The following is a 24,633-nucleotide window of genomic DNA, read 5'->3' on the forward strand; positions in this document are numbered from 1 at the left end:
TCACTTCGCCGGCCGCACCTCGACCGTTCCCGTGCCCGTCCGCCCATAGCGCGAGGGATTGTACATGTCCTCGACATAGGCTTGCGGCAGCACGTATTTGCCGGGCGAGACCACGCGCACGATATAGGCGACGGTGAAGACCGACTTCGAATCCGAGGCGCGATCGACCGCCGCAGTGAAGCGGTCGTCGCGGAACTCGGTCTCCTCGGGCTCCTCGCCGTCCTCGATCCAGTCCAGCGTGCCGCTGTCGCCCGACGACACCAGCTTCGGGTTGTCGATCTCCAGGCCCGCCGGCAGATAGTCGGACACCATGATGTGGCCGTACTCGGGCTTGGCCTCAGTGATCTTCAGTACCACCGCGAAGCGCTGGTTCTGCTTGACCTTGCTGATGTCGGCCGGCTTGCCGTCGAGCGTGAAGTAGTTGCGCTCGATCTTGAAGCCGTTGGATGCAGCCGGCTCCGGCGTCACCGGCGAGCCCGACACCGAGACCACCGCCTGCACCGGCGCATCGCCGGTATTGGTGATCTTCAGCGGCTTGCCCTCCAGCGTCGCGGCCTTATAGCTGCGGTACAGCGCGGTCTTGACCGGCTGACCGTCCACTTCCATGGACAGGTTCTCCTTGGCCAGCGCCCGCGCCGCCAGCACCAGCCATGCATTCTCCTGCGTGGAGGTGTAGGGCGTCAGCCCGCGCGCGGTCTCGACCCGCGACACCGCCTGCGTCAACGTCGCCTTCGGCGCGTTGCCTTCGCTGGCAAGCGACACCAAAGCCGCCGCATCGCGAAGCTGCGAGCCGTAGTCGGTACGGCCGAACTCCAGCACGGGCTTCGGCGCGAGGCTGTCGAGCGCGGCGCCGTACACGCGTTCGGCGCGGTTGCGATCGCCGACCAGAGCGAGCGCCGCCGCGAGCTGCGACTTCGCGATCGGGGTTGCGAGGTTGCTGAGCTTGGTGTCGGCGAGATAGCGGAGATCGCCGATCGGCGCTGCGCCGTTACGTGCGAGCACATAGACGCCGTAAGCGAGATCGCGCCCGCCGTCCTTCTCCGGCTCGTTGCCGTTGACGACGGAGTTTCTGACACGGTCGAGCGCGTTCTTGAACAGGACGTCCGGCACCGCAAAACCCTTCTCACGGGCACGGGTCAGGAAGTCCGTCACGTAAGCGTCGAGCCAGGCGTCGTCGCCGCCGGCCGACCACAGGCCGAACGAGCCGTTCGAACCCTGACGCGCCAAGAGCCGCTCAATCGCATCGCGGATGCGCTGATCGACCTCGGTGTCCATGGCCAGATGCGCGCCGGCAGCAAGGTCGTTGACATAGAGCAACGGCATCGCGCGGCTCGTGATCTGCTCCGAGCAGCCATACGGATAACGGTCGAGCGCTTTCAGGATCGTCGCCGCATCGAGCGCGGTCGACAGGCTGGCCGAAACGGAGACGCTGCCGGTGCCCGGCACGAGGTCGGAGAACATGTCCGAGGTCAGCGTCAGGCTCTCGCCTTTCGCCAGCGTCCGGATCGACCGCCGTGCCAGGACCTGCGTCGCCGCCTTGACGTCGAACGCGTAATGGCGCGCCAGCGTCAGCCCGTTCGGCCCCCTGATGTCGACGTCCAGCGTCGCCTGCCCGGCCGCGGTCGCGTCGATCGCCAGCGCAAACGAGTTGCGCTGCTTGGCGGCGAGCTTGACCGTGGTGGCGGGATTGCCCGTCATCTTCACGGGGCCGCCGGTCTTCACGTTGATGACGTAGTCGCCGGCCTGTCCCTCGACATTGTCGATCTCGAGGTTGACCGTGCCGTGGTCGCCATTGAGCAGGAAGCGCGGCAGGGTCGTGGTGAGCACGACGGGGTCGCGGATCACGACATCGGTGTTGGCGCGGCCAAGCTTGGTCGCGGTCCACGCCACCGCCATCACGCGCGCAGTGCCGGCGAACTCCGGAATGTCGAAGCCGACTTCCGCGCTGCCATCGGAGCCAACCGTGACGATGCCGGAATAGAGCGCCAGCGGCTTCTGCGCGGGCGGCGAACCCTGCAACTCGGCAGCTCCAGCGTCACCACCGGACTTGATCTGGCCTCGCGTGCCGGACATGCCGTCGATGAGCTGCCCATAGAGATCGCGGATCTCGGCGCTCAGGCGGCGCTGGCCGAGATAGTAATCGTCCGGCGCCGGCGGCTTGTAATTGGTGAGGTTGAGGATGCCGACATCGACCGCGGCGATGACGATCTTGGCGTCCTCGCCCGGATTGAGTCCGTCGAGCTTGACCGGGATCTTCAACGTTGCGTTGGGCCGGATCAGCGCCGGCGGCGACAGCTTGACCTGCAAGGTGCGGGCCTGCTTGTCGATGCCGAACCATTTCAGCCCGATCGCCCGGCCCGGCATGCGCTGGGCAGCGGCATCGAGCGGGCGGCGCAGCGTCGCCACCACGTAAGCACCTGTGCCCCAGTCCTTACCAACCGGGAGCTTCACCTGGGCAGTGCCTTCCTTGACGTCGATCGTCTGCGTCGTCAGCAGGCGGTCGCCGAGCACGTTGACGGTCAGCTTGCCGGCGCTGCGGACGTTGACCGACACCGTCATGGTGTCGCCGGAGGAATATTGCGGCTTGTCGATCGAGGTCTCCAGGAGGTCCGGCGTGTCGGCGCTGCCGTCGGAATACCAGCCGACGTCGAACTGCACCGAGGTCACCGGGCCATCGGCGTCGTTCGACTTCACATCGAGACGGTAGCGGCCGGGCTGGGGAGTGAGCGAAATCCGCGCCGGCTTGTCGGCCGTAACGGTCACATCACCGTCGGCAACGCGCGAGGTCGACTTGACCGGCTCGTACTCCCAGTAATTGTTCTGGCGATACCACTGGTAGCGCGACTCCATCTTCAGGAGCTCGTAGCGCAGGCCGTCGCGGCGCAACCTCTCGCCCTCGGGCGAGACGAACAGGACATCGAACTCGGCCTTGTCGCCCTCGGCGACGTTCTTGTCACCGAATAGCGGCTTGACGCCGATCAGGGCGGTCGCGGGCGCCACCGGCAGCACGATCTTGCGCTCGACGGCGCGGCCGCCGGTCTCCACCATGCGGACGAAGATCTGGGCTTCCTGCGGACGGGTCGAAGCCGGCTGCTTGTCCAGCGTCACCGGGAAGGTCGCAACGCCATTGGCGTCGGCCTCGGGCAGATTCTCGAGCGGCGTGCGCTCGTTGGAGGTGGTCTCCTCGTCGGCGACGCCGAACTGGTAGCCGGCAAAGCCCGGACGTTCGCTCGCGGTCGCGACCAGCATGTCGCCTTCAAGCTGCAGGCCGGACGCGGGCGCGCCATAGAGGAAATGGCCGTCCGCCTTAAGCTCCACTGGAGCGTTAGCTTTGATCAGCTTGTCCTTGGCGGACAAGTCGAATTCGATCCGATCAGGAACGTAGTCCTCGACCATGAAAGTGGTCTCACCGACCGAGGAGCCTTTCGGGTCGGTGAAGGCGCGCACCCGCCACGTCCCGGTCGGAACGGCCGAGTTGAGCGGCACGGACAGCGTACGGCCGCCGGCGCCCTGGTCGGCGAGCACGGCACGTCGGTATTCGACGCCATCAGGGCGCTCGATCACCAGCGTCAGCGGCCCGCCGCTGACGGCATTGCCCTGCCCGTCGCGCAACAGCGCGGTGAGATAGACGGTCTCGCTGGAGCGGTACACACCACGCTCGGCATAGACGAAGGCGTCGGCGCCTGCAGGCACCACGCGGCCTGAGACGCCGCGATCGGACAAATCGAAGGCGGAGGACTTCAGGCTGAGGAAGGCATAATCGGCCTTCTCGCCCGTGACCGTCAGCATCGCCGGCGACAGGCCGCCCTCGCCGCGCGCAAGGCCCGCCTCGAACAGCACATGGCCGCTGTCGTCGGTCTTGCGCGTCGCCAGGATCTCGTTGTTGCGGGCAACGAGCCGCACCTCGGCCTTGCCGACCGGATCGGTCGAGGCCAGCGAGTTCACGAACACGTGGATACCGTCATTGCCGGAATAGGCTGACACCCCGAGATCGGAGACGATGAACCATTGGGTGGCGAGCTGGTAATCGTCGTCCGAGCCCGGACCCTTGGCGGCGGCCGTCATCACGTAGACGCCCGGCTGAAGCTCGCCGAGCGCCTGGTCAACCGGAAAGGCCGTGGTGACGTCCTGGTTCAGCGTCATCGCGGTTGCGAGCTCGCCGGTCCAGACCTTCACGCCGCGCTCGCCGCCGAGATCGGAGAGCTGGTATTTCGACAGCGTCTTCTGGAAATCGCTGTCGACCACAGTGTTGATCAGATTGCGGTCGCCGATCCGGAACACGTTGATGTTGACCGCGGGCGTGTTGACGCTGACCACGGGAATGCCGCGCTGGCCGGTCCGCGGCAGCACATAGGCCCGGCTGGTGAAGCGCACGAACGGCTTGCGGTCGCGCACATAGACGTTGAACTCGGCCGATTTCGGCAGCCCCTCCTTCACGGTGGACGGCAGGCCGGCGCGCAGACTGATGTTGTAGCGCTCGCCGTGCTTCAGCCCGTCGACGCAGAGCTGCTTGCCTTCGGCCGACAGCGCCGGCTTGTCCTGGCCCGCCAACGCCAGGAACGGAGCAAAGTCGATGCGTTTTGCCAATTCCTCGGAGAACTGGAAGCAGGCGCGCGGGCTCGCCGAATCCGAGTCCACGGTATAGTCGAGCAGCCGGAAGCCGTGCTCGTCGCGCATCTTCTCATATTGGCCGCGGACGTCGGCGACCTCGCGCATGTCGAGCGACAGCCGCAGCGAATCCAGCGCCGGCCGCCACAGCTTGCGTTCCGACAGCGACTTGCCGAGCACGGCGAGGGCGTCGGCCTCCTCGCCGGGATTGCCGGCGCGCTGGTAGGCGATGTAGGCCGCGGTCGAGGCGCGTTCCAGCAGGAAGGTCTGCTCGCTCGAGCTCTTCGGCGATATCTGGAAGATGACCTTGGCGAGCCGTAGCCAGTTGGCGGCGTCCTCCGGCGTGGTCGCGGCGATCTGGCCGAGCACCGACAGGCCGGTGCGATAATCATTGCGCCGGAAGGCGGCGTCCGCGTCGGTGCGCAGCGTCGCGTTGGACTTGGCGACCGGCCCGGCCTCGCTCTTGATCTGGGCCTCCAGCTTGATCGCGGAATCGGCGAGGTCGTCGCGCTTGAACGCCTTGTCCGCGGCATGCGCGGCGGCGAGGCCGAGCGCCAGCGTGGCGCAGAGTGTGACGGCGCGAACAAGACCGATCATGATGGACTCCCGGAAATCGCGGACAGCCGCCCGCGGGCAGCATGAAATGCGCGGAAAGGTGACGGACTCAAGGCGATGGAACCAAAGGTGCAATTCGTCGCATTCGCCATGGAAAGGCAAGCCCAGAGGAGACCGATCAAGATACCGCCGCTCACACCGTCCTGATGGCGCAGCGATACCCGACCCGTCGACCGGCGGCCACATCCCGGAAGCTGGCCAGCGTTCCCGGCGATGTGATCCATCGTCCAGTCCGCTGCCGCTCAACCCGGCACCCTGACATGCCACCGTCTCGCTTTGTCGCGGCTCTGAGGAAAACGGTTCGGTTCAGACTTGGCGAAAGACGATATTTTTCATATTTGGCATGGTAGATGAACCAGCCGGCCTCCAAACGGAGGCTGGCGCAGCGACGGTCCCATAGCTCAACTGGATAGAGTAGCGGATTTCTACTCCGCGGGTTGCAGGTTCGAGTCCTGCTGGGATCGCCAGTCTCATTTCTAAATCCACCGCCCTTCACGAACGCGTGGGTAACCATACGCGGGCCTTTGAACCGTGCCGATCAGCCCTATGTAAGCGGCGGGCGAATTGCGCCCGCGTTAAGGACTTCGATGCTTCCTGGCGAATGGACGAGAATGGCCATCGCATCTGCGGTGGCGATCGTCGCGATGTCGTTTTTGGCAATCGACGCAGGCGTTGTGAACACCAGTGTGGTCACCAGGCCCATCAAGGTGGCTCAAGCATCGATCATTGGCGCCGCCATGGGCCAGCATCACCTTTCCTTCGCCGTTCAGGAGTGGGCGCGTCCCAGCCGCGATAACAGCGAAAAGCCGGCCTTGGAGCACTGCCTGGCGATCGACTGATCGAGGCGCCCTCTTCCGCGCAAGCGCCGACATTCATCCTCGGCCACCTGTCGACTGACGAGCGTGCCACCATCGCGCAATCGCCGCGGTGAGATCATCCCAGACCTCCGTCGGCAAGTCCGAGACCGCCACCCGCACGCTGTATTGGTCCGTGGTCGCGTCGTGAAACCACTCGGTCGCGGCGAAGTCGAAACCGAAGCTGCCGGCATGGCGAATCGGGAGGCCCTCGGCGCGCAGTTCGTTGCTCATGTCCTCGGCGGCCTGCCGCGCGCTCGCCTCGTCGAGAGGGCTCCTGCCCCGCAAGGTGACATAGAGACCGTGGGCGAAATGGAGTTCGGCAGAGAGCGCCGGGAGTGTTGCAGCAAAATGGCGGGCCATGCTGCGGCCGTTGCGCAGGATCGCCGCAACGCGCCTCTTTGTGAGGGCCCAGTAGACCGCGCTGCCGACAAAGGGCGGGAAGTGCGCCGGCAACGCCGCGCCGCCAAGCAATCGCACCGCGTTGCGGGTTTCGGCCGCGAGACGTGTCCATTCAGGCCGCCCTGCCCGCTGCAGGTCATCATTCCCCTGCACGAAAACCGCCGAGCCCAGGCGGCCATATTCCGCCCCGAGCGAATCGAGCTTGTTGTGGCTTCGCACCAGCACCAGTGGAATTCCGTATCGCCGGGCCCAACTCAGGACGCGCCGGATCCGGCCCGAGCTGCCCGCGAAGCATGTCGTATCGAAAATCACGAGATCGAGACTCGAGCCGTCGCTTCGGGTCGCCGCCTCAAAAGCGCCGGCGCGGGAGCAGGAATCCAAAAGCAGAATTTTCGGCGAATTCGCCGAAGCAAACGCATCACCCAACGGCGGCCTCAAAGCCACGAGCCGCAAATGAGGAACAAGGCCCCGGATCAGCTCCAGCGTCTCGCCATAGGAGCCGGGAAGCACCAGCAAATCAGCCCTCTCGACGATTTGCGCGGAGGCCAGCAGGACGGCGGAGATCGCAGCCATGCCCGAGGCAGTATAGATCGCCGCGCTCATGCAGCCGCATTCGAACTCATAGAAGGAAGGACCGCGCACCGTAAGATCGGCCCGCTGGTAATCGTAACTGAACTTGAACGGCCCGCTGACGGGATCGGCGCTGTGCGACCAGGCTGTTTCCGTTGCCTTCCACTCGTGCAGCTCGTGCTCTGCCCTGAGCGCCGCAGTGATCTGGAATTTGGACCTGACGACCTCGTCGACCGATCGCGGACGCGTCAAATCGAGCCGATGGCTCAGGCAGTCATTCAACAGCCTGAGTTCCCTGTGCTTCCGTTCCAGATAGGCCTGAATGGTCTCCATGCGAGTCTTGGGCAGATCCGATCGGACGTCAACGTGCGGAAATCGCCTTGGGTCCAACGCACGCCTGCTGCAACGAACAACGATCCTGGCCGTTGAGACGGTGCAAGGAGGACAACATGTCTGAGATCAGAGAGCACATGAAAATCATCGGCAAGGACGGCGCACATGTCGGCACCGTCGACCGCGTCGAGGGCAACCGCATCAAGCTGACGCGCAAGGACAGCCCGGAAGGTCACAAGGACCATCATCACTACATCGACATGAAATATGTCGGTGCCGTCGAAGGCGATGTCGTCAAGCTTTCAATGAATGCCGACGCCGTACCGAAGACGGAAGCCGCCTGAACATTGAGCCGCCTGAACATTGAGCCCCTTCGGGGGCTTTTTGTTTGTTCACGATCCGACTCCGCTTCGTTCCAAAAGCACGAATCGTAATCGTAATGTCGGCGCCGCGCATTTCTTAACGTCGCGTTTCGTCGGATCGATCACGTCGCCATTCACGTATCCATGGGCACGAGCGTCGGCCGCAGCAGGTAGGCGTCGATCGCGGCGTTCGACAACAACAGCCTGCGGCGCTCTCCTCGCAGCATCAACCGATCGATCCTGTTCAGGATGAAGCGAGCGGAGTCCTCGTGCTCGCCTGTGAGCAAGCCGGATCGGTCGAGATATTTCCAGGCAATGTCGAAGGACTGTGCGCGTAACTCGGGGTCGGTCATGGACGGCCAACGTCCGCGGGGAACGGAGGTTCCTGTTCGAGCGCGAGCGAGGCGGGTCGCCTTGCGCAATGCCAGGCGTATCGAACGCGGCACAACAAAATGAGCAGCGGCATGGAACGAGATCACGACCGGCACGTTGGATGGCTTGAAATCAAGTGGTGCCGACCTGCCAGCCCCGGTCGGCTTTGAAGGGCCCCGTGCTTGTCCCCCGAGCACGGGGCTTTCTCATGCAGATCAGCCGGCCGGCCGAGTTCGGCCCGTCATCGTCGGACGCGAAATTCCCCTAAGAATGCCCGCAGTCCGCCCGCTCATCGCGCCGGTCGCGGGCCAGCTCGTGCCAGGCCAGAGCCAATTGGATCAGCCTTTGCCGGTCGGCACCTTCCGATGCCGCAGCCCGCTTCATCGCGGCCTCCGCTTCGTGCTGTGGGTCGTACTTGGTATACATGCGACCGACTCTAGCCGGCCATCTGGACAAGCCCATGGCAATTTCGTCCGTATGATTGCGGGGTAACGTCCGCGTCTCCCGGACCGAGGCAAACGCTCCGGCACAATTGCCTCACTGCACGCATGCGCTGATTGCGAAGCCATTCGGCTGGGCTTCATCCAGGCGATCTGTGAATTGTGTCACAGTCCGCGACCTGCATCTCGGTTAAACCATGTTTCGACGCTCCAGCAGCACGCGGAGGCATCGATGGTATTTCCCGTCATGACACAAGAAGCAGCAGCTCCGGCCAACGTCCCGACGCAACGACGAAGGACCGACCTGCTCGGCATCGCCTATCTCGGGACCATCGGCATCGTGATGCTGGCCTGGATCGCCGGCCTGGTCTGGGGCGCAATTGCGTTCTTCAACTGGCTCGTGTGACGCAGAACGATCCGTCGCGTTGGCGAGTAAGGCTCGCGGCCGGCTTCGTTCGCTAAACCAGGCAGTGCAGCATCTGCCCCAGCTTGATCCCGCCGCAAACGATCATGGCCCAAAGCGCCAAGCTGATCTGGATTGCATCCAGCATGTCCCACGTCCCCGCGAATCGTTTTCCCAACGTTTTTTCTTTTGAGAATCGCGTGAAGCGGCACCAGGAGCCAGTGCTATTTTGAGGCAGTTGTTGTGCGCCGCCGAACGTCGCGCCGACATACGCATCGAGACAATCGGTTGACGGCGCCAGAACAAAAAGAGGCGGGCTTTCGCCCGCCTCTTTCAGGTCAGGATGCGAGCAGTGCCTTAGCGGCACGCTCGCGGATCGGTCGCCACGTACTGCCCGTCCGGATAGCGGTAGTAGCAATTGCCCTGCGCCCAGTAGTAGCCCGGCTGGGATGCGGCGGTGGCACCGGCGATGGCTCCGGTCGCGCCGCCGAGGACCGCGCCCGCGGCAGCCCCTGTTGCGTTGCCCGAGATCAGTCCGCCCAGCACGCCGCCGACGATGGCGCCGCCAAGTGCGCTCGCGCCGGGATCAGCCGGCGGCGGCGGAGGTGGCGGTGCATAGGCGACCGGAGGCGGCGGCGGGGCATAGGCCACCGGCACGTCGTCGTAATATTCCTCGGAGATGTAGGCCGGCGGGCCGGCCATCCGCTGCGGATAATAATACCAGACGCCGCCAACGTCCCACCACCAGCCGGAGCGGCCGTTGTGGACTTCGTGGCGCCAGCGCCCGCCATCCCAGGAGCGATTGCCACGATAGGCATGTCCGCCCCAGTCGCGCGTCGGAGCGGGACCACGGGCGACATAGCGTCCCGGCGGCGGGCCGCCGGCGCTGTGCGGGCCGGGACCAGCATGGGGCTGGCCACCGGGCTGCGGCGCGGGTCGGGCCGCCTGCTGCGGCGGCGAGCCCCTGCGCATGTTCTGACTGTCCGGAGGGGGTGCTCCTGCGCCCGGGCGGGCCGGAGGCTGGCCGGCGTCCCTCGACGGCCCCGCGTCCCTCGACGGCCTGGCGTCCTGGGCCTGTGCCGAAAGCGCGAGCAACGACATGGCCGAAACCAAGGAAATGATGATCTTCATGCGGCTGGACGCACTCATGCGTGCTTAACCCCTACTCTTTCGATTGCTCTCGCAATTGCCGTGGTGCCTGGCGCGATAGACGATTCGGATCGCGCACGGCTTGATGCCGGCTGACATAGCTGACCTGCTTTGTTCGGCTAAGTCGCGTTACAAATGATTAAGATCACGGCAATTTTTCGGCTCGACGGGCCGCGCTGGAGTGCTTCTAGCGGGCCGGCTCGATCACGTTGCAATTGCTCCGCCCGGACATCAGGCAGTCTTGCATCTTGCTGGCCGCGGTAAGGTCCCGCGCGAGCCACCAGCCGACACCGAGGATCAGGATCGCGATGATCAAGCCGGCGATCGCGCCGCGGCGGTTATCGCCGGATTGAGGCTTCGGCCGGGATTTCGGCTTCTCGCCCGGTTCGGGCTTGGACTCGAGCTTGGACGTGGACATGGCTACCTACCGTGCGGGCGCCGGCTTACCACCTCTGCGACGTCCCGTCACATCCCGATCGGTCCAGCTCGTCAGGTTCAGCCTCGGGTCGCCCGGATCGCATCCTTGCGCGAGGTTTCGACCGCCGGGATCGCCTGCTGGAGCCGCGGTGCACAGGTCGTGAGCACGAACGCGGTCTGCGTGCATTCCCAGTCGGCCCCCAGGACGGCGCTCTGGATGGGCTGGGGACGAGCGAGCAGCAGCGCGGCGCCGGCCACGGCTATCAGAGCCAAGGCGATTGCCAGCGCCTTCTGGCGGAAGCGGAAGATCGTCATGCCCGTGCTCCGTCTCGTATCGGGGCGGACGCTAGGCGTCGCCCCTCGTGCTCCCTTATGAGGGACATCACAATTCGGCAGTTTTTCCGGGCTACGAGATCGTCGGGGCGACGATTTTTCGTCTACCTGATCGGCTGCGATTATGGGTGGCTTCGCGACGCGCGCCGATGTACACGCTTCTGCGTCGCGTGGCGCCCGCTATGCCCAGCCGACGTACCAACACGCAGTGATGTAGGGCTGAAAGTGAGGAAGACAAGGTTCGTTCGATGAGTGGATTCAGGGAACCAGGCTTCTCCGACCGACAAAAGGCGGCGCAGGAAGCACGCAAAAATCTTTTGAACAAATTCAAGTCGCAACCGGGTCATGACGATCCGGCGGTCGCGGCACGACGCGCCGAGCGCGAGGCCCTCGCGGCCAAGCGCGCCGAGACAAAGGCAGCGCGCGAGGCCGAAAAGGCCGAGCAGAAGCGTATCGCCGAAGAAGCCGCAGCCGCGGAGGCAGCCCGGATCGCCCGCGAGGCGGAGGAGGCGGTCGCCAAGCAGGCTGAAGTCGAGGCCGAGCAGAAGGCCAAGCGCGACGCCCGCTACGCCGCCCGCAAGGCCAAGCGCAAGTAGCATTCACGGTCGCGTTCAACTGAATTTGAACTGACTATCCGGGGCGGTCCACGTGACCGCCCCTGGATTTTCGACGCACGTCCGTCTGCTGCGGACCACAGTCGAAGATCAGTTCTTCTTCATCATCCCGTCGTCCTTCTTCATCCCGTCCTTCGACATGTGATCCTTCTTCATGCCGTCGTCCTTGGACATGGTGTCCTTCTTCATCATGCCGTCCTTGGACATCGTGTCCTTTTTCATCATGCCGTCATCCTTGCCCATCTTGTCCTGAGCAAAGGCGGCCGGCGCGAGCGCGAGTCCGAGCGAGAGAGCGGCAGCGGAGACGCCGAGCACGATACGGGTGCGAATGGTCATGGATCATCTTCCCTTCGAGATGGTGTTTGTCAGCGACGGACGCCGCTATTCAATCTCGACGGATGCGAGTCCCGCATTGTTACCCCGCCGCCGATAAATTTTTGACGAGCCCGCTGCGATCCGACCTTCGGGGGAGTCCAGAGCCTGCGGCGGTAAGAGTAAGAGGATGTGTGCAGCGCAGCACGGCCACCCCCTTGCCGTGGCATTCGGTCTCGAACTATCAGATGAGAGAATATCGGGTGAAAGACCGGCTAGGATGGGCCTACGTGCCGGTCACATGACCCGCCCAAATCACGCCAACAAGAACCGTTCGAAGAAACGTTCAGAGGGATCACACCATGCTCACGCGCCGCCATCTGCTCGCGACCGCGGTCGCCGCACCCGCCATTCTCCGCTTCGGCACCGGCACCGCGCAGGCCGCGACCACGCTGAAAATCTCGCACCAGTTCCCGGGCGGCACCATCGACAAAGGTGATTTCCGGGACCGGCTCTGCCGCATGTTCGCTGCCGAAGTCAGTAAGCGCAGCAACGGCGACATCGCCGCCGAGATCTATCCGAACTCTTCGCTGATCAAGACCAACGCGCAGTTCTCCGCGATGCGCAAGGGCGCGCTCGACATCAGCCTCTACCCGATGCCGTACGCTGGCGGTGAGCTGCCGGAGACCAATATCGGCCTGATGCCCGGCCTCGTGACTACCTACGACCAGGGCCTGCGCTGGAAGAAGGAGCCGGTCGGCAAGGCGCTGACCGACTTCCTCGCCGACAAGGGCATCATCCTGCTCTCCTGGGTCTGGCAGGCCGGCGGAGTCGCCAGCCGCTCCAAGCCGATCGTCGCGCCGGAAGACGCCAAGGGCCTGAAGGTGCGCGGCGGCTCGCGCGAGATGGACATGGTGCTCCAGACCGCCGGCGCCTCGGTGCTGTCCGTGCCCTCGAACGAAATCTACGCGGCGATGCAGACCGGCGCCTGCGATGCCGGCATCACCTCCTCGACCAGCCTGATCTCGTTCCGTCTGGAAGAGGTCGCCAAGTCCCTGACCTCGGGCGCAGGCGCCTCCTACTGGTTCATGCTCGAGCCGCTGATGATGTCGAAGGCGATCTTCGACAAGCTGCCGAAGAACCAGCAGGACATCCTGCTCGCGGTCGGCACCGAGCTCGAGGCCTTCGGCCGCAAGGGCGCGCAGGACGACGACGTCGAGGTCGCCAAGGTCTACGAGAAGGCCGGCGCCAAGGTCTCGGTGCTCGACGCCGCGACCGTCGGCAAGTGGCGTGACATCGCCCGCGACACCGCCTGGAAGGACTACAGCGCCAAGACCGCGACCTCGGCGAACCTGCTCAAGCTCGCCACCGACGTCGCCGCATGAGCCACGGTCCGCTTCCGGATCGTGACGATCAAACCAGCGCGGCCGCAAGGACAGGCCTTGCGGCAGCGATCGATCGTGGTCTCGCCATCCTCAACAGCATCATCGTGGTGTTCGCCGCGATCGCGCTGGTCGCGGCCTGCGCCATCCTGAGCTACAGCGTGCTCAGCCGCGCCTTGTTCAAGGCCGCCAATTACTGGCAGGACGAGGCCGCCGTGTTCCTGCTGGTCGGCGCGACCTTCATGACGGCCGCCTATGTGCAGCAGAACCGCGGCCATATCGGCATCGAGGCCTTTGTCGGCCTGCTCTCGCCGCTCGCGAACCGGATCAGGCTCTGGCTGGTCGATGCCGCCACGTTTCTGTTCTGCGCCTTCTTCACCTGGAAGTCCTGGACACTGGCCCACGAGGCCTATGTCGACGGCCAGGTCTCGAACTCGATGTGGTCGCCGCCGCTCGCCATTCCCTATTCGCTGATGGCGTTCGGCATGAGCCTGCTCTGCATCCAGATCCTCGTGCAGCTTGCGCTGCCGTTTACCGGAGCCAAGCGTCCATGAGCGTGTTCGGTATCGGCGTTGCCTACGGTGTTGCGACGCTGCTCGTGATGTTCTCGGGCATGCCCATTGCGTTCGCGCTCGGCGCGGTCGCGGTCGTGTTCATGGGCATCTACATGCCGGCGGCGTCCCTCGATACGGTGACGCAAAACGTCTACGAGGAAATGGCCTCGATCACGCTGTTGTCGATCCCGCTCTTCATCCTGAAGGGCGCCGCGATCGGCAAGTCGCGCGCCGGCCAGGATCTCTATTCGGCCCTGCATGCCTGGCTGCATCGCGTTCCCGGCGGGCTCGGCGTTGCCAACGTGTTCGCATGCGCGCTGTTCGCGGCGATGGCGGGCTCCTCGCCTGCGACCTGCTCGGCGATCGGCTCGGCCGGCATTCCCGAGATGCGCAAGCGCGGCTATTCCGGCGGCTTTGCCGCAGGGATCATCGCTGCCGGCGGCACGCTCGGCATCCTGCTGCCGCCCTCGATCACCATGATCCTGTTCGCGGTCGCAGCCGAAAAATCGCTCGGACGGCTCTTCCTCGCCGGCATCGGCCCCGGCCTGCTGCTGGTCTCGCTGTTCGGCGCCTACGCCGTGATCCGCTTCCGCCAGGAATATGCCGCCGCAGAAGCGATCTACAAGAACGGCGGCCCGGAAGCAGCGATCCTCGCCCGCGACGAATACACGCTCGCCGAACGCTTCAGCGTGCTGCCGCGCGTGATCCCGTTCGTGCTGCTGCTCACCGGCGTGATGATCGCGCTCTATGGCGGCTACGCCACGCCGTCAGAGACCGCCGGCCTCGGTGGCCTGCTGGCACTGGCGCTGATCGCGGCGATCTACAGCGTGTGGCGGCCGAGCGACCTTGCGCCCATCATGAAGTCGACGATCCGGGAATCGACCATGCTGATGATGATCATCGGCATGTCGCTGCTCTATTCCTACGTGATGAGCTATCTGCACATCTCGCAATCGGTCGCCGAATCCATCGTCGCGATGCACCTGCCGCGCTGGGAGCTGCTGTTCGCGATCCTCGTCATGGTCGTCGTGCTCGGCTTCTTCCTGCCGCCGGTCTCGATCATCCTGATGACGGCACCGATCATCCTGCCGCCGCTCCGTGCCGCGAACTTCGACATCATCTGGTTCGGCGTGGTCATGACCATCGTGATGGAGATGGGGCTGATCCATCCGCCCGTCGGCCTCAACATCTTCGTCATCCGCAACGTCGCGCCGGACATCCCCTTGCGCGAGGTGATCTGGGGCACGCTGCCCTTCGTGCTGCTGATGATGCTGGCAGTGCTGCTGCTGTGCTTCTTCCCGGCGATTTCGACCGGGCTGCCGGATCTGGTGATGGGGCCGGACGGGAGCAGGTAACGGCGTCACAGGTGCCGTAGGGTGGGCAAAGCGCAGCGTGCCCACCACCTGTCGATGATCACGGAGAGATGGTGGGCACGGCGCGATGCGCCTTTGCCCACCCTACGCGTGCAGCGATTACGGCTCGGTCTTCCGCCGCACCTTCGGCGCGACCACGCTGCCGGCCACCACCTGCAACAGATCTTTGCGCACGGCTTCGATGTGCCTCTCCAGGAAGCGGCAGGCCTCCTCGACCTTCTGCGCGCGGCAGAGCGCGATCATATGGGCGTGCTCCTTTTCGGCCGTCCCCATCGCTTTGGTGTTGGAGAGCTGCAGCCGCGTGTAGCGGTCGCTGGTCTGGAGCAGCGACAGCACGATCGCGCGCGTGCGCGGCTGCGGGGCGTGAACATAGAGCGCCAGGTGGAAGTCGGCGTTGAGCTGGCCCCATTCGCTGACATTGCGCGCCTTGATCGCCTTCTCGAAACTCTTGTGGATGTCGTCGAGCCCGTCGAAATCGTCAGCAGTGAAATGCGGCGCCGACTGCGCCAGGAGGCGCGGCTCCAGAATGCGCCGCAGATCGAAGACGTCGTTGATCTCGTCCAGTGACAGCTCGGAGACGATGGCGCCTTTCTGCGGAACAATCCGCACCAGGCCTTCGGCCTCGAGCTGAAACAGCGCCTCGCGCACCGGGATGCGGCTGACGCCATAGGCCTCGCCAAGGGCATCCTGCCGCAACTGCGATCCGGCCGGATAGGTACCGTCGAGGATCGCCTGCCTGAGCTGGTCGACGATCGCGGCCGACAGGGTGCGATGCTTCAGAGGCTGTTTCATCTGACCTTCTGTTGTCCTTCCCGACTCGTCCGGCCGAAGCGGTCTCTCTCTTGCATGTCGGGCGCTCCAGCAAAAGCCGGGTGCCCCGCAAAGCGGCGTGCCCAGCAAAAGCGCGGCCTGCCGCCGAAATGACCCCAATCTCCGTTTGACACCCAAATTGTATAAATTATACATTTGTCGATAGCACGACAATTTTCGGGGTGTGGGGCCTCTTTCATGATCGAGCAGACGATCCCGGCCAACCGCGCGTTCAGCGTTCGACGGATGGTCATTCGCGCCTCCAGCGCCCTGCTCGCCGTGGAGCGCCTTGCGCTGATGGGCCTGATGTACGTGCTGACCGGCCTGATCCTGGTGAACGTCGTCACCCGCTACGCGCGCTTTCCGATCTACTGGATCGACGAATCCGCTGTTTATTGCGTGGTCTGGCTGACCTTCATCGGCGCCTCCGCGATGACGCGCCTGCGGCTCGACTTCGCGGTGACCATGCTGACGGAACGTCTTTCGCCGCAGCACCAGAAGATCGCGAAGGTGATCTCGACCGGCCTCGTCGTCGTGTTCGGTGCCGCCCTGATCGTCACCTGCATGCTCTGGATGGATCCGGTTGGCCTCGCCCGCGCCGGCTTCGACGGGCGCAAGCTCGCGGCCGAAACCTTCAACTTCCTCTACACCGAGCACACGCAGACGCTGAACTGGCCGACCTGGGTGCTCTACCTGACGCTGCCGATCTTCGCGGTGTCGATGACCGTTCACGGCCTCGCCAATTTGCTGGAAGATCTCGGGCTGGTGCCGCGCGTGCCGCCAAAGGGCTTCCAGCTCTCCGAGCTCGACGGGGTCAACTGATGATCACGTCAGCGGCCTTTATGGTTTTCATGCTGGTCGGCGTGCCGATCGGCCTCTGCCTGTGCCTCGCCGGGCTCGTCTACATCGCGGCATCCGGCAATCCCGTGCTGTTCCAGTCCTATCCGCTGCAGCTGTTCGGCGGCGTCGACAGCTACGGCCTGATCGCCATCCCGCTCTTCATCCTGATCGGCGAGATCATGAACGGCGGCGGCATCACACGGCGCATCGTCGACATGGCGATGGCCTTCGTCGGCTCGCTCAAAGGCGGGCTCGCCTACGTCAACATCCTCGCCAACATGTTCATCTCCTCGATCCTGGGATCGGCGACCGCACAGGTCGCGATCATGGCCCAGATCATGGTGCCGGAGATGGAGAAGAAGGGTTACGACAAGACGTTTGCGGCGGGACTGACCGCCTATGGCGGCATGCTCGGACCGATCATACCGCCCTCGGTGATGTTCGTGGTCTACAGCGTGCTCGCGCAGGTCTCGGTCAGCGACATGCTGATCGCCGGCATCGTGCCGGGCGTCATCCTCACCGTGATGTTCTGCCTCGTCATCGCGCTGATGGGCTACGTCTACAACTATCCGCGTGCGGACTATCAGACACCGCGCCAGCGCGTCATGACGATCCTGCGGACGTCGCCGACGCTGCTGATCCCGGTCGTCATCGTCGGCACGATTCTGAGCGGCCTTGCCAATGCGACGGAATCCGCCGCCGTCGGCGCGGTGGCTGCCGCACTCGTCGGAAAATACTGGACCAGGGAGTTCGAGTTCTCGCAGCTGCCGCAGATGATGCTACGCAGCGCGATCTATTCGGCGATCGTGCTGTTCCTGGTCGCGGCCGCCGCCGTGTTCTCCTGGGTCCTGATCTTCGGCAAGGTGCCGCAGGAGACGGCTGCCTGGATCCAGACGGCTGCCAAAGACCCGGTCAGCTTCATGCTGATCTGCAACGTCATCTTGCTGGTGATCGGCACGGTCATCGACGGCATTCCCGGCCTGATCATGACGGTGCCGATCCTGCTGCCTGTTGCAACCGAGGTCTATCACATCGATCCCCGGCATTTCGGCGTCGTGGTGGTCATCAATCTCGTGCTCGGCCTGCTGTCGCCGCCGGTCGGGCTCTGCTTCTTCGTCGCGGCCGCCGTCACCGGCGCCAAGCCCGGCAAGATGTTCATGGTGACGCTGCCCTTCTTCGTCATCTCCTGCGTCCTCCTCGTGCTGCTCTCGCTCTATCCGTCGCTCTCGCTGATCCTCATCAAATAGGCCCGTTCAAAAGGAAGCCCGACCATGCCGCTTACACGCCGCCGCTTTCTCGCCGCCAGTGCCGCCACATCGGTGTTCGCACCGTCGTTGGCGCTCGCCCAGACCAAGGAATTCCGCCTCGGCCTGATCACGCCGAACGGCCATTCCTGGAATAAGGCCGCGCTCAAATTCGGCGACGATCTCAAGGCCGCAACCAACGGCCGCCTGACCTTGACCGTGTTCCATTCCGGCCAGCTCGGCAACGAGCCCGCGATGATGCAGCAATTGCAGTCCGGAGCGCTCGACATGGGCTTCATCCAGGCCGCCGAGCTCGGCTCGCGCGTGCCGCACATCGCCGCGATCAACGCGCCCTACATCGTGCGCTCGACGCCGGCGGTGGCGAAATTCGTGCGGCATCCGGCGGCCGTCAAACTGTTCGACGTGCTGCCGCAGGAAACCGGAACGATCGGGCTTGGCTGGGGCATCACCGGCATGCGCGCGGTGTTCTCGTCGAAGGATTTGACGACGCTCGCCGACATCAAGGGCATGAAGCTGCGCATCAACCCGACGCCGGTCTATCGCGACTTCTACTCGTCCCTCGGCGCTGCGCCGACGCCGATCCCCACGCCACAGGTGTTCGACGCCATGGCCAACGGCCAGGTCGACGGCCTCGAGGCCGATCTCGAATTCTCCTGGAACCAGCGTTTCGACAAGGTCTCCAAGGTGATCCTGCAGATGAATGCCGTCTTCATGCCGATGGCGGCCGTCGTCTCCGGACGGGTCTGGCAGTCGCTCCCCGCTGCCGACCGCGAGCTGATCGCCAAGACGGTCAAGGCGACGCTGGATGCGCAGATCGACGAACTCGCCGGCAACGAGCCCGCGCTGATCGAGAATTTCAAGAACGCGCCGATCCCGATCCGCCAGGTCCCCGCCGGCGACACCGAAGCCGTCATTGCCGAGTTCGACAAGATCTGGCTGCCCAAGGCACCGGTTCTCGCCGAGCTGCGCAAGGTCGGCGCGACGCTCTGATCCCACCCGTCAGCCTCTTCACCACGCCCGGCGGATCCAGCCCCCCGCCGTCAATCTTACTTGGAGTCAAATCAATGAGCCGCCGCGTTTCCTGGGAAGGCGTCTTCCCGGCCGTCACCACGCAATTCCACGACGATCTCTCGCTCGACATCGATGCAACCGCGAAGGTGATGGACGGTCTGATCCGCGACGGCGTCTCCGGACTGATCGTCTGCGGCTCGGTCGGCGAGAACACCTCGCTGGAGCGCAAGGAGAAGGTCGCGATCATGGAGACGGCCAAGTCGGTCGCCGCCGGCCGCGTGCCCGTATTGTGCGGCATCGCCGAATTCACCACGGCGTTTGCGGTCGAGACGGCGAAGGAAGCCGCGCGCGTCGGCATCGACGGCGTGATGGTGATGCCGGCGCTGGTCTATTCGTCCAAGCCGCACGAGACTGCCGCGCATTTCCGCGCCGTTGCCTCCGCGACCGACCTGCCCGTGATGCTCTACAACAATCCGCCGATCTACAAGAACGACGTCACCCCGGACATTCTCGCCACGCTCGCCGACGTCGAGACCGTAGTCTGCTTCAAGGATTCGTCCGGAGACACGCGGCGCTTCATCGATACCCGCAACATGGTCGGCGACCGCTTCGTGCTGTTCGCAGGCCTCGACGACGTCATCGTCGAGAGTATCGCCATGGGCGCCGTGGGCTGGGTCTCCGGCATGTCGAACGCCTTCCCGCGCGAGGGCGAGACGCTGTTTCGCCTCGCCAAGGCCGGCCGCCTCGCCGAGGCGATGCCGATCTACGAATGGTTCATGCCGCTCTTGCACCTCGATGCGCGCCCCGATCTCGTCCAGTGCATCAAGCTGTGCGAGCACATCATGGGCCGTGGTACCGCGCTGACCCGCCCGCCGCGCCTCGCGCTGCTGCCGCGAGAGAAGGCCGAGGTCGAGGCGATGATGGCCAAGGCGCTGAAGAGCCGGCCGCGTCTGCCGGATGTGGGGCTGAAGGCGGCCTGACGGGAGGTCTCGTAGGGTGGGCAAAGCGAAGCGTGCCCACCACCTGTCTCAACAATCGAAAGATGGTGGGCACGGCGCTTCGCGCCTTTGCCCACCCTACGGAGCTGAAGTCGCGGCCCGCTTCTTCTTCGCATTCAGTGCGGACGCGACCCGGCTCACCGGCGGCTTGCCCAGCACGCCGCTCATCTCGTTGGTCGCTGCCAGCAGCTTCTCCATGTCGACGCCGGTCCTGACACCCATGCCCTCGAGCATGTAGACGACGTCCTCGGTCGCGACGTTGCCGGTGGCGCCCGGCGCGTAGGGGCAGCCGCCGAGGCCGCCGGCCGCGGCGTCGATGACGCGGACGCCCTCCTCCAGGCCGGCATAGAGATTGGCGAGCGCCTGGCCGTAAGTGTCGTGGAAATGCATTGCAAGCTTGGCGGCGGGAATGTTGGCGGCAACCGCGCGCAGCATCTCCTTGGCCTTATCAGGCGTGCCGACGCCGATGGTGTCGCCAAGAGAGATCTCGTAGCAGCCGAGCTCCGACAACGTGCTCGCAAGATCGGCGACGGCCTTCGGCTTGATCTCACCGTCGAACGGACAGCCCAGCACGCAGGAGATATAGCCGCGCACCCTGACGCCGTCAGCCTTGGCACGAGCCAGCACCGGCCTGAACCGCTCAATGGACTCCGCAACGGTGCAATTGATGTTGGCGCGCGAAAAGCCCTCGGACGCCGCCGCGAACACCGAAACCACTTTCGCGCCCGCGGCGCGCGCGGCGTCATAGCCCTTCTCGTTGGGCACCAGCACGTGGAATTCGGCGCCCTTGATGCCGCTCACGCCGCGCAGCACGGCATCCGAGCTTGCCATTTGCGGGATCGCCTTGGGTGAGACGAACGCCCCGACCTCGACCGTATCGAGGCCGGCCGCGACCAGCGCCTCGACGAAGGCGATACGGGCTTCGACGCTGACGGGCGTCTTCTCGTTCTGGAGGCCGTCGCGCGGCCCCATTTCGATGATGCGGACGGGGTCGCTCATGTCACTCTCCCGCAGGATCGACCACCGCGAGTTCGACGCCCTCCTGCACGATGTCGCCGACCTTGCACTTGATGGACTTCAAGACGCCGGCATAGGGCGCGCGCAGCGTCTGCTCCATCTTCATCACTTCCAGCGTCAGGATCGGCGCCCCCTTCTCGAGCTTGGCCCCCTCCTCGGCCAGCACGGCGACGACGGTGCCCGGCAGCGGCGCTGCGATCTTGTCCTGGCCGGTCTGCTCTTCGGTCTCACCGCCGAACGGATCGACCCAATGCAGGTCGAAGCGGCCGTTGCGCGTGCGCAAGTAAAGCTCATGGCCGGCGATGACTGCGGCGACCGAGGATTTGACGCCATCAAGCGTCAGGTCGAAGCCGCCGTCGCGTGGCGTGATCGCGAACGCCAATTCGCGTTCGCCGATGACAAGCGTGGACGGGCCGCTGCCGTAGTTCAGCACGATCTTCTGCTCGGGGCCGTGACCGACGCGAAAGGCAAAGCTGCGCTGCCGGCGGCCGACCGGCTGCCAGCCAAAGGTTTGCCAGGGCGAATTCGCCTCCGCTTGGGCGGCCCGCTGCTCGTCGCTGATGATAGCGGCCACTGCGGCGCACAGTTCGAGCTCACCCGGCGCCGGCGCGGCCTGTGTCAGCACCGCCAGCTCACGCTCGATGAAGCCGGTATCGATCGCATTCGTCCGCACCTTCGGATGCGTCATCAGCGCCGACAGGAACGGGATGTTGCTGACGATGCCGCGGACATCGGACTCTTCCAACCCGCGGTTCAGCCGTTCGATCGCGACATCCCGCGTCGGCGCCCATGCGATCATTTTTGCGAGCATGGCGTCATAGTAAGGCGAGACGCTATCGCCCTCGCGGTAGCCGGCGTCGATGCGTAGGCCACCGGTCTCGGCGGGCAGCCGCCAGGTCGAGATCCGCCCGACCGACGGCATGAAGTTCTTGGTCGGATTCTCCGCGTAGACGCGCGCCTCGACGGCGTGGCCGTTGAGCTTGATGTCGTCCTGCTTCAGCGGCAGCGCCTCGCCGAAGGCAACGCGCAGCTGCCATTCGACGAGGTCGATCCCGGTGATCAGCTCGGTCACGGGATGCTCGACCTGCAGGCGCGTGTTCATCTCGATGAAGAACACGTCCTTGCCGTCGGAGACGAACTCGATGGTGCCGGCACCGACATAGTTCACCGCTCCGGCCGCCTTTCGCGCGGCGGCACAGACTGCCTCGCGCTGGGCGGGATTGAGCGTCGGCGACGGCGCCTCCTCGATCACCTTCTGGTGGCGGCGCTGCAGCGTGCATTCGCGCTCGAACAGCGACAGCAGATTGCCATGGCTGTCGCCGATGATCTGCACTTCGATATGCCGGGGATTATCGACATACTTTTCGATCAGCATGCGATCGTCGCCGAACGCGGCCTTGGCCTCGCGCTTGGCGCTGACGATCGCAGGCGCAAGCTCGTCGGCCGAGCGCACGATGCGCATGCCGCGGCCGCCGCCGCCGGCGGACGCCTTCACCAGGATGGGAAAGCCGATCTTGTCGGCCGCCTTCGAAAGCGTCGCCTCGTCCTGGGCTTCGCCGTGATAGCCGGGCACCAGCGGCACGCCGGCCTTCTCCATCAGCTCTTTCGAGCCGGACTTCGAGCCCATCGCCGTCATCATCCCGGCGGTCGGACCGACGAACACCAGCCCTGCATCGAAGCAGGCCCGTGCGAATTCGGCATTCTCCGACAGGAAGCCGTAGCCGGGATGCACGGCCTCGGCGCCGGTCTTGCGCGCGGCCTCGATCAGCCGCTCGACATTGAGATAGCTGTCGCGGGCCCGCGCCGGCCCGAGCAGCACGGCCTCGTCGGCGAGCGCGACATGCATCGCGTCGCGGTCGGCCTCGGAATAGACCGCGACCGTGCGCAGCCCCATGGCACGCGCGGTGCGGATGACGCGGCAGGCGATCTCGCCGCGGTTGGCGATCAGGAGCGTGCGAAAACGACGGTAGAGCTTTGAGTGGTCCATCGCATCACATCCTGAACAGGCCGAATTTCGTCGGCTCGATCGGCGCATTCGACGCCGCCGAGAGGCCAAGGCCGAGCACGAGGCGCGTGTCAGCGGGGTCGATCACGCCGTCGTCCCACAGCCGCGCGGTCGCGTAGTACGGGTGTCCCTGGCTCTCGTATTGTGCGCGGATGGGCTCGCGGAATTTGTCTTCCTCTTCCTTCGACCAGCTATCGCCCTTGGCCTCGATATTGTCGCGCCGGACCTGGCTCAGCACCATCGAGGCCTGCTCGCCGCCCATCACCGAGATGCGCGCGTTCGGCCACATCCAGAGGAAGCGCGGCGAGTAGGCGCGGCCGCACATGCCGTAATTGCCGGCGCCATAGGAGCCGCCGATCACGACGGTGAACTTTGGCACCGAGGCAGTCGCAACCGCGGTCACGAGCTTGGCGCCGTCGCGCGCGATGCCGCCGGCCTCGTATTTCTTGCCGACCATGAAGCCGGTGATGTTCTGCAGGAACACCAGGGGAATGCCGCGCTGGCAGCACAGCTCGATGAAATGGGCGCCCTTCAGTGAACTCTCACTGAAGAGAATGCCGTTGTTGGCGATGATGCCGACCGGATAGCCCCAGATATGGGCGAAGCCGCAGACCAGCGTCGTGCCGTAGAGCTTCTTGAACTCGTCGAACTCGGAGCCATCCACGACGCGGGCGATGATGTCGCGCACGTCGAACGGCTTTCTGCCGTCGACCGGCACCACGCCGTAGATCTCCTCGGCCGCGAACAGCGGATCGCGCGGCTTGTGCATGTTGAGGTTCGGCCGCACCGACGGCTTCAGCGTGCCGACGATGCGCCGCGCGATGCCGATCGCATGGGCATCGTTCTGGGCATAGTGGTCCGTGACGCCCGACTGGCGCGAATGCACGTCGGCGCCGCCGAGCTCCTCGGCGCTGACGACCTCGCCGGTCGCGGCCTTCACCAGCGGCGGGCCGCCGAGAAAGATGGTGCCTTGATTGCGCACGATGATGCTCTCGTCCGACATCGCGGGGACATAGGCACCGCCGGCGGTGCAGGAGCCCATCACGATGGCGATCTGCGGAATGCCCTGGGACGACATCTGCGCCTGGTTATAGAAGATGCGGCCGAAATGCCGCTCGTCCGGGAAGATCTCGTCCTGCAGCGGCAGGAAGGCGCCGCCGGAATCGACCATGTAGACGCAGGGCAGATTGTTCTGCCGCGCCACGTCCTGCGCGCGCAGATGCTTCTTCACCGTCATGGGGTAGTAAGTGCCGCCCTTGATGGTGGCGTCGTTGGCGACGATCATGCATTCGCGCCCCGAAATACGACCCACCCCCGTCACGACGCTCGCCGAATGCACGTCGCCGCCATAGAGGCCATAGGCCGCGAGCGGCGACAGCTCCAGAAACGAGGTGCCGGGATCGACCAGCAGGTCGACGCGCTCGCGTGCCAGCATCTTGCCGCGCGAGGTGTGGCGGTTGCGCGAGGCCTCGCCGCCGCCGCCTGCGACTTGGGCGAGCTTTTCGCGCAAGTCGGCGACAAGCGTGCGCATGGCTTCTGCATTGCGCGAAAAGTCTGATGAAGATGGATCGATGCTGGAATGGAGCGGCATGTT

At 64.9% G+C, this 24,633-nt stretch carries 24 protein-coding genes and 1 tRNA gene; 12 read left to right on the forward strand and 13 right to left on the reverse strand.

Translation table 11 applies throughout. The features are described from left to right. A complete protein-coding gene (locus tag GDN70_RS21095) occupies positions 1-5,205 on the reverse strand; it encodes an alpha-2-macroglobulin (protein WP_152103000.1) in 5,205 nt (1,734 codons plus the stop codon). A gap of 408 nt (positions 5,206-5,613) precedes the next feature. Here GDN70_RS21095 and GDN70_RS21100 point away from each other — a divergent pair. Further along, a tRNA-Arg gene (locus tag GDN70_RS21100) sits at positions 5,614-5,690 on the forward strand. 144 nt (positions 5,691-5,834) lie between these two features. Then, positions 5,835-6,062, forward strand: coding sequence for a hypothetical protein (locus tag GDN70_RS21105; protein ID WP_157158010.1), 228 nt, complete (start codon positions 5,835-5,837; stop codon positions 6,060-6,062). 33 nt (positions 6,063-6,095) lie between these two features. Here the strand turns inward: GDN70_RS21105 and GDN70_RS21110 are convergent, their stop codons facing one another. Next, on the reverse strand, positions 6,096-7,382 hold the full coding sequence (locus GDN70_RS21110; protein WP_038970270.1) for a hypothetical protein: 1,287 nt from the start codon (positions 7,380-7,382) through the stop codon (positions 6,096-6,098). A 116-nt stretch (positions 7,383-7,498) separates the two neighbouring features. Between GDN70_RS21110 and GDN70_RS21115 the strand changes: the two genes are divergently transcribed. Beyond that, positions 7,499-7,726, forward strand: a complete 228-nt coding sequence (locus GDN70_RS21115; RefSeq protein WP_028144728.1) for a DUF2171 domain-containing protein — start codon at positions 7,499-7,501, stop codon at positions 7,724-7,726. A gap of 152 nt (positions 7,727-7,878) precedes the next feature. Here GDN70_RS21115 and GDN70_RS21120 read toward each other — a convergent pair whose 3' ends face one another. Then, positions 7,879-8,097 carry a hypothetical protein gene (locus GDN70_RS21120; protein WP_028144729.1) on the reverse strand — a complete coding sequence of 73 codons (219 nt, stop codon included), beginning with the start codon at positions 8,095-8,097 and terminating at the stop codon, positions 7,879-7,881. Between the two features lie 283 nt (positions 8,098-8,380). Next, positions 8,381-8,542: a hypothetical protein gene (locus GDN70_RS35050; protein ID WP_162832224.1), complete on the reverse strand. Its 162-nt coding sequence runs from the start codon at positions 8,540-8,542 to the stop codon at positions 8,381-8,383. Positions 8,543-8,788: 246 nt separating this feature from the next. Here GDN70_RS35050 and GDN70_RS35055 point away from each other — a divergent pair, with 246 nt between their 5' ends. Next, positions 8,789-8,962 carry a hypothetical protein gene (locus GDN70_RS35055; protein ID WP_157158009.1) on the forward strand — a complete coding sequence of 58 codons (174 nt, stop codon included), beginning with the start codon at positions 8,789-8,791 and terminating at the stop codon, positions 8,960-8,962. A 52-nt stretch (positions 8,963-9,014) separates the two neighbouring features. Here GDN70_RS35055 and GDN70_RS21125 read toward each other — a convergent pair whose 3' ends face one another. The 4 genes from GDN70_RS21125 to GDN70_RS21140 all read right to left on the reverse strand — a co-directional run bounded on the left by GDN70_RS21125 (position 9,015) and on the right by GDN70_RS21140 (position 10,840). Continuing rightward, the gene (locus GDN70_RS21125; RefSeq protein ID WP_152103001.1) at positions 9,015-9,326 is read right to left on the reverse strand and encodes a hypothetical protein; all 312 of its coding nucleotides are present in this window, start codon (positions 9,324-9,326) and stop codon (positions 9,015-9,017) included. After that, positions 9,317-10,108, reverse strand: coding sequence for a hypothetical protein (locus GDN70_RS21130; protein ID WP_038970269.1), 792 nt, complete (start codon positions 10,106-10,108; stop codon positions 9,317-9,319). The genes GDN70_RS21125 and GDN70_RS21130 overlap by 10 nt, the downstream gene beginning before the upstream one ends. A gap of 187 nt (positions 10,109-10,295) precedes the next feature. Continuing rightward, positions 10,296-10,526, reverse strand: a complete 231-nt coding sequence (locus tag GDN70_RS21135; protein ID WP_028144732.1) for a hypothetical protein — start codon at positions 10,524-10,526, stop codon at positions 10,296-10,298. A gap of 77 nt (positions 10,527-10,603) precedes the next feature. Continuing rightward, complete coding sequence (locus tag GDN70_RS21140) at positions 10,604-10,840, reverse strand: hypothetical protein (RefSeq protein ID WP_038970267.1); 237 nt, start codon at positions 10,838-10,840, stop codon at positions 10,604-10,606. A gap of 266 nt (positions 10,841-11,106) precedes the next feature. Here GDN70_RS21140 and GDN70_RS21145 point away from each other — a divergent pair, with 266 nt between their 5' ends. After that, entirely contained in the window at positions 11,107-11,454 is a 348-nt protein-coding gene (locus tag GDN70_RS21145) for a DUF6481 family protein (protein ID WP_028144734.1), read from the forward strand. A 108-nt stretch (positions 11,455-11,562) separates the two neighbouring features. Here GDN70_RS21145 and GDN70_RS21150 read toward each other — a convergent pair whose 3' ends face one another. Further along, positions 11,563-11,808 carry a pentapeptide MXKDX repeat protein gene (locus GDN70_RS21150; protein WP_018323138.1) on the reverse strand — a complete coding sequence of 82 codons (246 nt, stop codon included), beginning with the start codon at positions 11,806-11,808 and terminating at the stop codon, positions 11,563-11,565. A gap of 338 nt (positions 11,809-12,146) precedes the next feature. On the opposite strand from GDN70_RS21150, the gene dctP reads away from it, so the two are divergent. The 3 genes from dctP to GDN70_RS21165 are packed head-to-tail and all read left to right on the forward strand — an operon-like array spanning position 12,147 to position 15,075. Beyond that, complete coding sequence (gene dctP / locus GDN70_RS21155; RefSeq protein WP_028144735.1) at positions 12,147-13,169, forward strand: TRAP transporter substrate-binding protein DctP; 1,023 nt, start codon at positions 12,147-12,149, stop codon at positions 13,167-13,169. Then, positions 13,166-13,720 carry a TRAP transporter small permease gene (locus GDN70_RS21160; protein WP_038946715.1) on the forward strand — a complete coding sequence of 185 codons (555 nt, stop codon included), beginning with the start codon at positions 13,166-13,168 and terminating at the stop codon, positions 13,718-13,720. Before dctP ends, GDN70_RS21160 begins: the two co-directional genes overlap by 4 nt. Next, entirely contained in the window at positions 13,717-15,075 is a 1,359-nt protein-coding gene (locus GDN70_RS21165) for a TRAP transporter large permease (RefSeq protein WP_018323135.1), read from the forward strand. The genes GDN70_RS21160 and GDN70_RS21165 overlap by 4 nt, the downstream gene beginning before the upstream one ends. Positions 15,076-15,192: 117 nt before the next feature. Here the strand turns inward: GDN70_RS21165 and GDN70_RS21170 are convergent, their stop codons facing one another. Next, positions 15,193-15,885, reverse strand: coding sequence for a GntR family transcriptional regulator (locus GDN70_RS21170; RefSeq protein WP_038946714.1), 693 nt, complete (start codon positions 15,883-15,885; stop codon positions 15,193-15,195). Positions 15,886-16,101: 216 nt separating this feature from the next. On the opposite strand from GDN70_RS21170, the gene GDN70_RS21175 reads away from it, so the two are divergent. From GDN70_RS21175 to GDN70_RS21190, 4 genes are all read left to right on the forward strand, one after another. Continuing rightward, positions 16,102-16,725 carry a TRAP transporter small permease gene (locus GDN70_RS21175; protein WP_038946713.1) on the forward strand — a complete coding sequence of 208 codons (624 nt, stop codon included), beginning with the start codon at positions 16,102-16,104 and terminating at the stop codon, positions 16,723-16,725. After that, positions 16,725-17,990, forward strand: coding sequence for a TRAP transporter large permease (locus GDN70_RS21180; protein WP_028144739.1), 1,266 nt, complete (start codon positions 16,725-16,727; stop codon positions 17,988-17,990). The genes GDN70_RS21175 and GDN70_RS21180 overlap by 1 nt, the downstream gene beginning before the upstream one ends. A 24-nt stretch (positions 17,991-18,014) precedes the next feature. Further along, the gene (locus tag GDN70_RS21185) at positions 18,015-18,998 is read left to right on the forward strand and encodes a TRAP transporter substrate-binding protein (RefSeq protein WP_028144740.1); all 984 of its coding nucleotides are present in this window, start codon (positions 18,015-18,017) and stop codon (positions 18,996-18,998) included. A gap of 74 nt (positions 18,999-19,072) precedes the next feature. Continuing rightward, a complete protein-coding gene (locus GDN70_RS21190) occupies positions 19,073-19,999 on the forward strand; it encodes a dihydrodipicolinate synthase family protein (RefSeq protein ID WP_152103002.1) in 927 nt (308 codons plus the stop codon). Between the two features lie 96 nt (positions 20,000-20,095). Here GDN70_RS21190 and GDN70_RS21195 read toward each other — a convergent pair whose 3' ends face one another. The 3 genes from GDN70_RS21195 to GDN70_RS21205 are packed head-to-tail and all read right to left on the reverse strand — an operon-like array spanning position 20,096 to position 24,630. Continuing rightward, on the reverse strand, positions 20,096-21,016 hold the full coding sequence (locus tag GDN70_RS21195; RefSeq protein ID WP_152103003.1) for a hydroxymethylglutaryl-CoA lyase: 921 nt from the start codon (positions 21,014-21,016) through the stop codon (positions 20,096-20,098). A 1-nt stretch (position 21,017) separates the two neighbouring features. Beyond that, complete coding sequence (locus tag GDN70_RS21200) at positions 21,018-23,021, reverse strand: acetyl/propionyl/methylcrotonyl-CoA carboxylase subunit alpha (protein WP_173015847.1); 2,004 nt, start codon at positions 23,019-23,021, stop codon at positions 21,018-21,020. 4 nt (positions 23,022-23,025) lie between these two features. Further along, positions 23,026-24,630: a carboxyl transferase domain-containing protein gene (locus tag GDN70_RS21205; protein WP_038946711.1), complete on the reverse strand. Its 1,605-nt coding sequence runs from the start codon at positions 24,628-24,630 to the stop codon at positions 23,026-23,028. Positions 24,631-24,633: the final 3 nt, after the last annotated feature.

The organism is Bradyrhizobium sp. TM102 (assembly GCF_009176685.1).
GTDB lineage: Bacteria > Pseudomonadota > Alphaproteobacteria > Rhizobiales > Xanthobacteraceae > Bradyrhizobium > Bradyrhizobium ottawaense.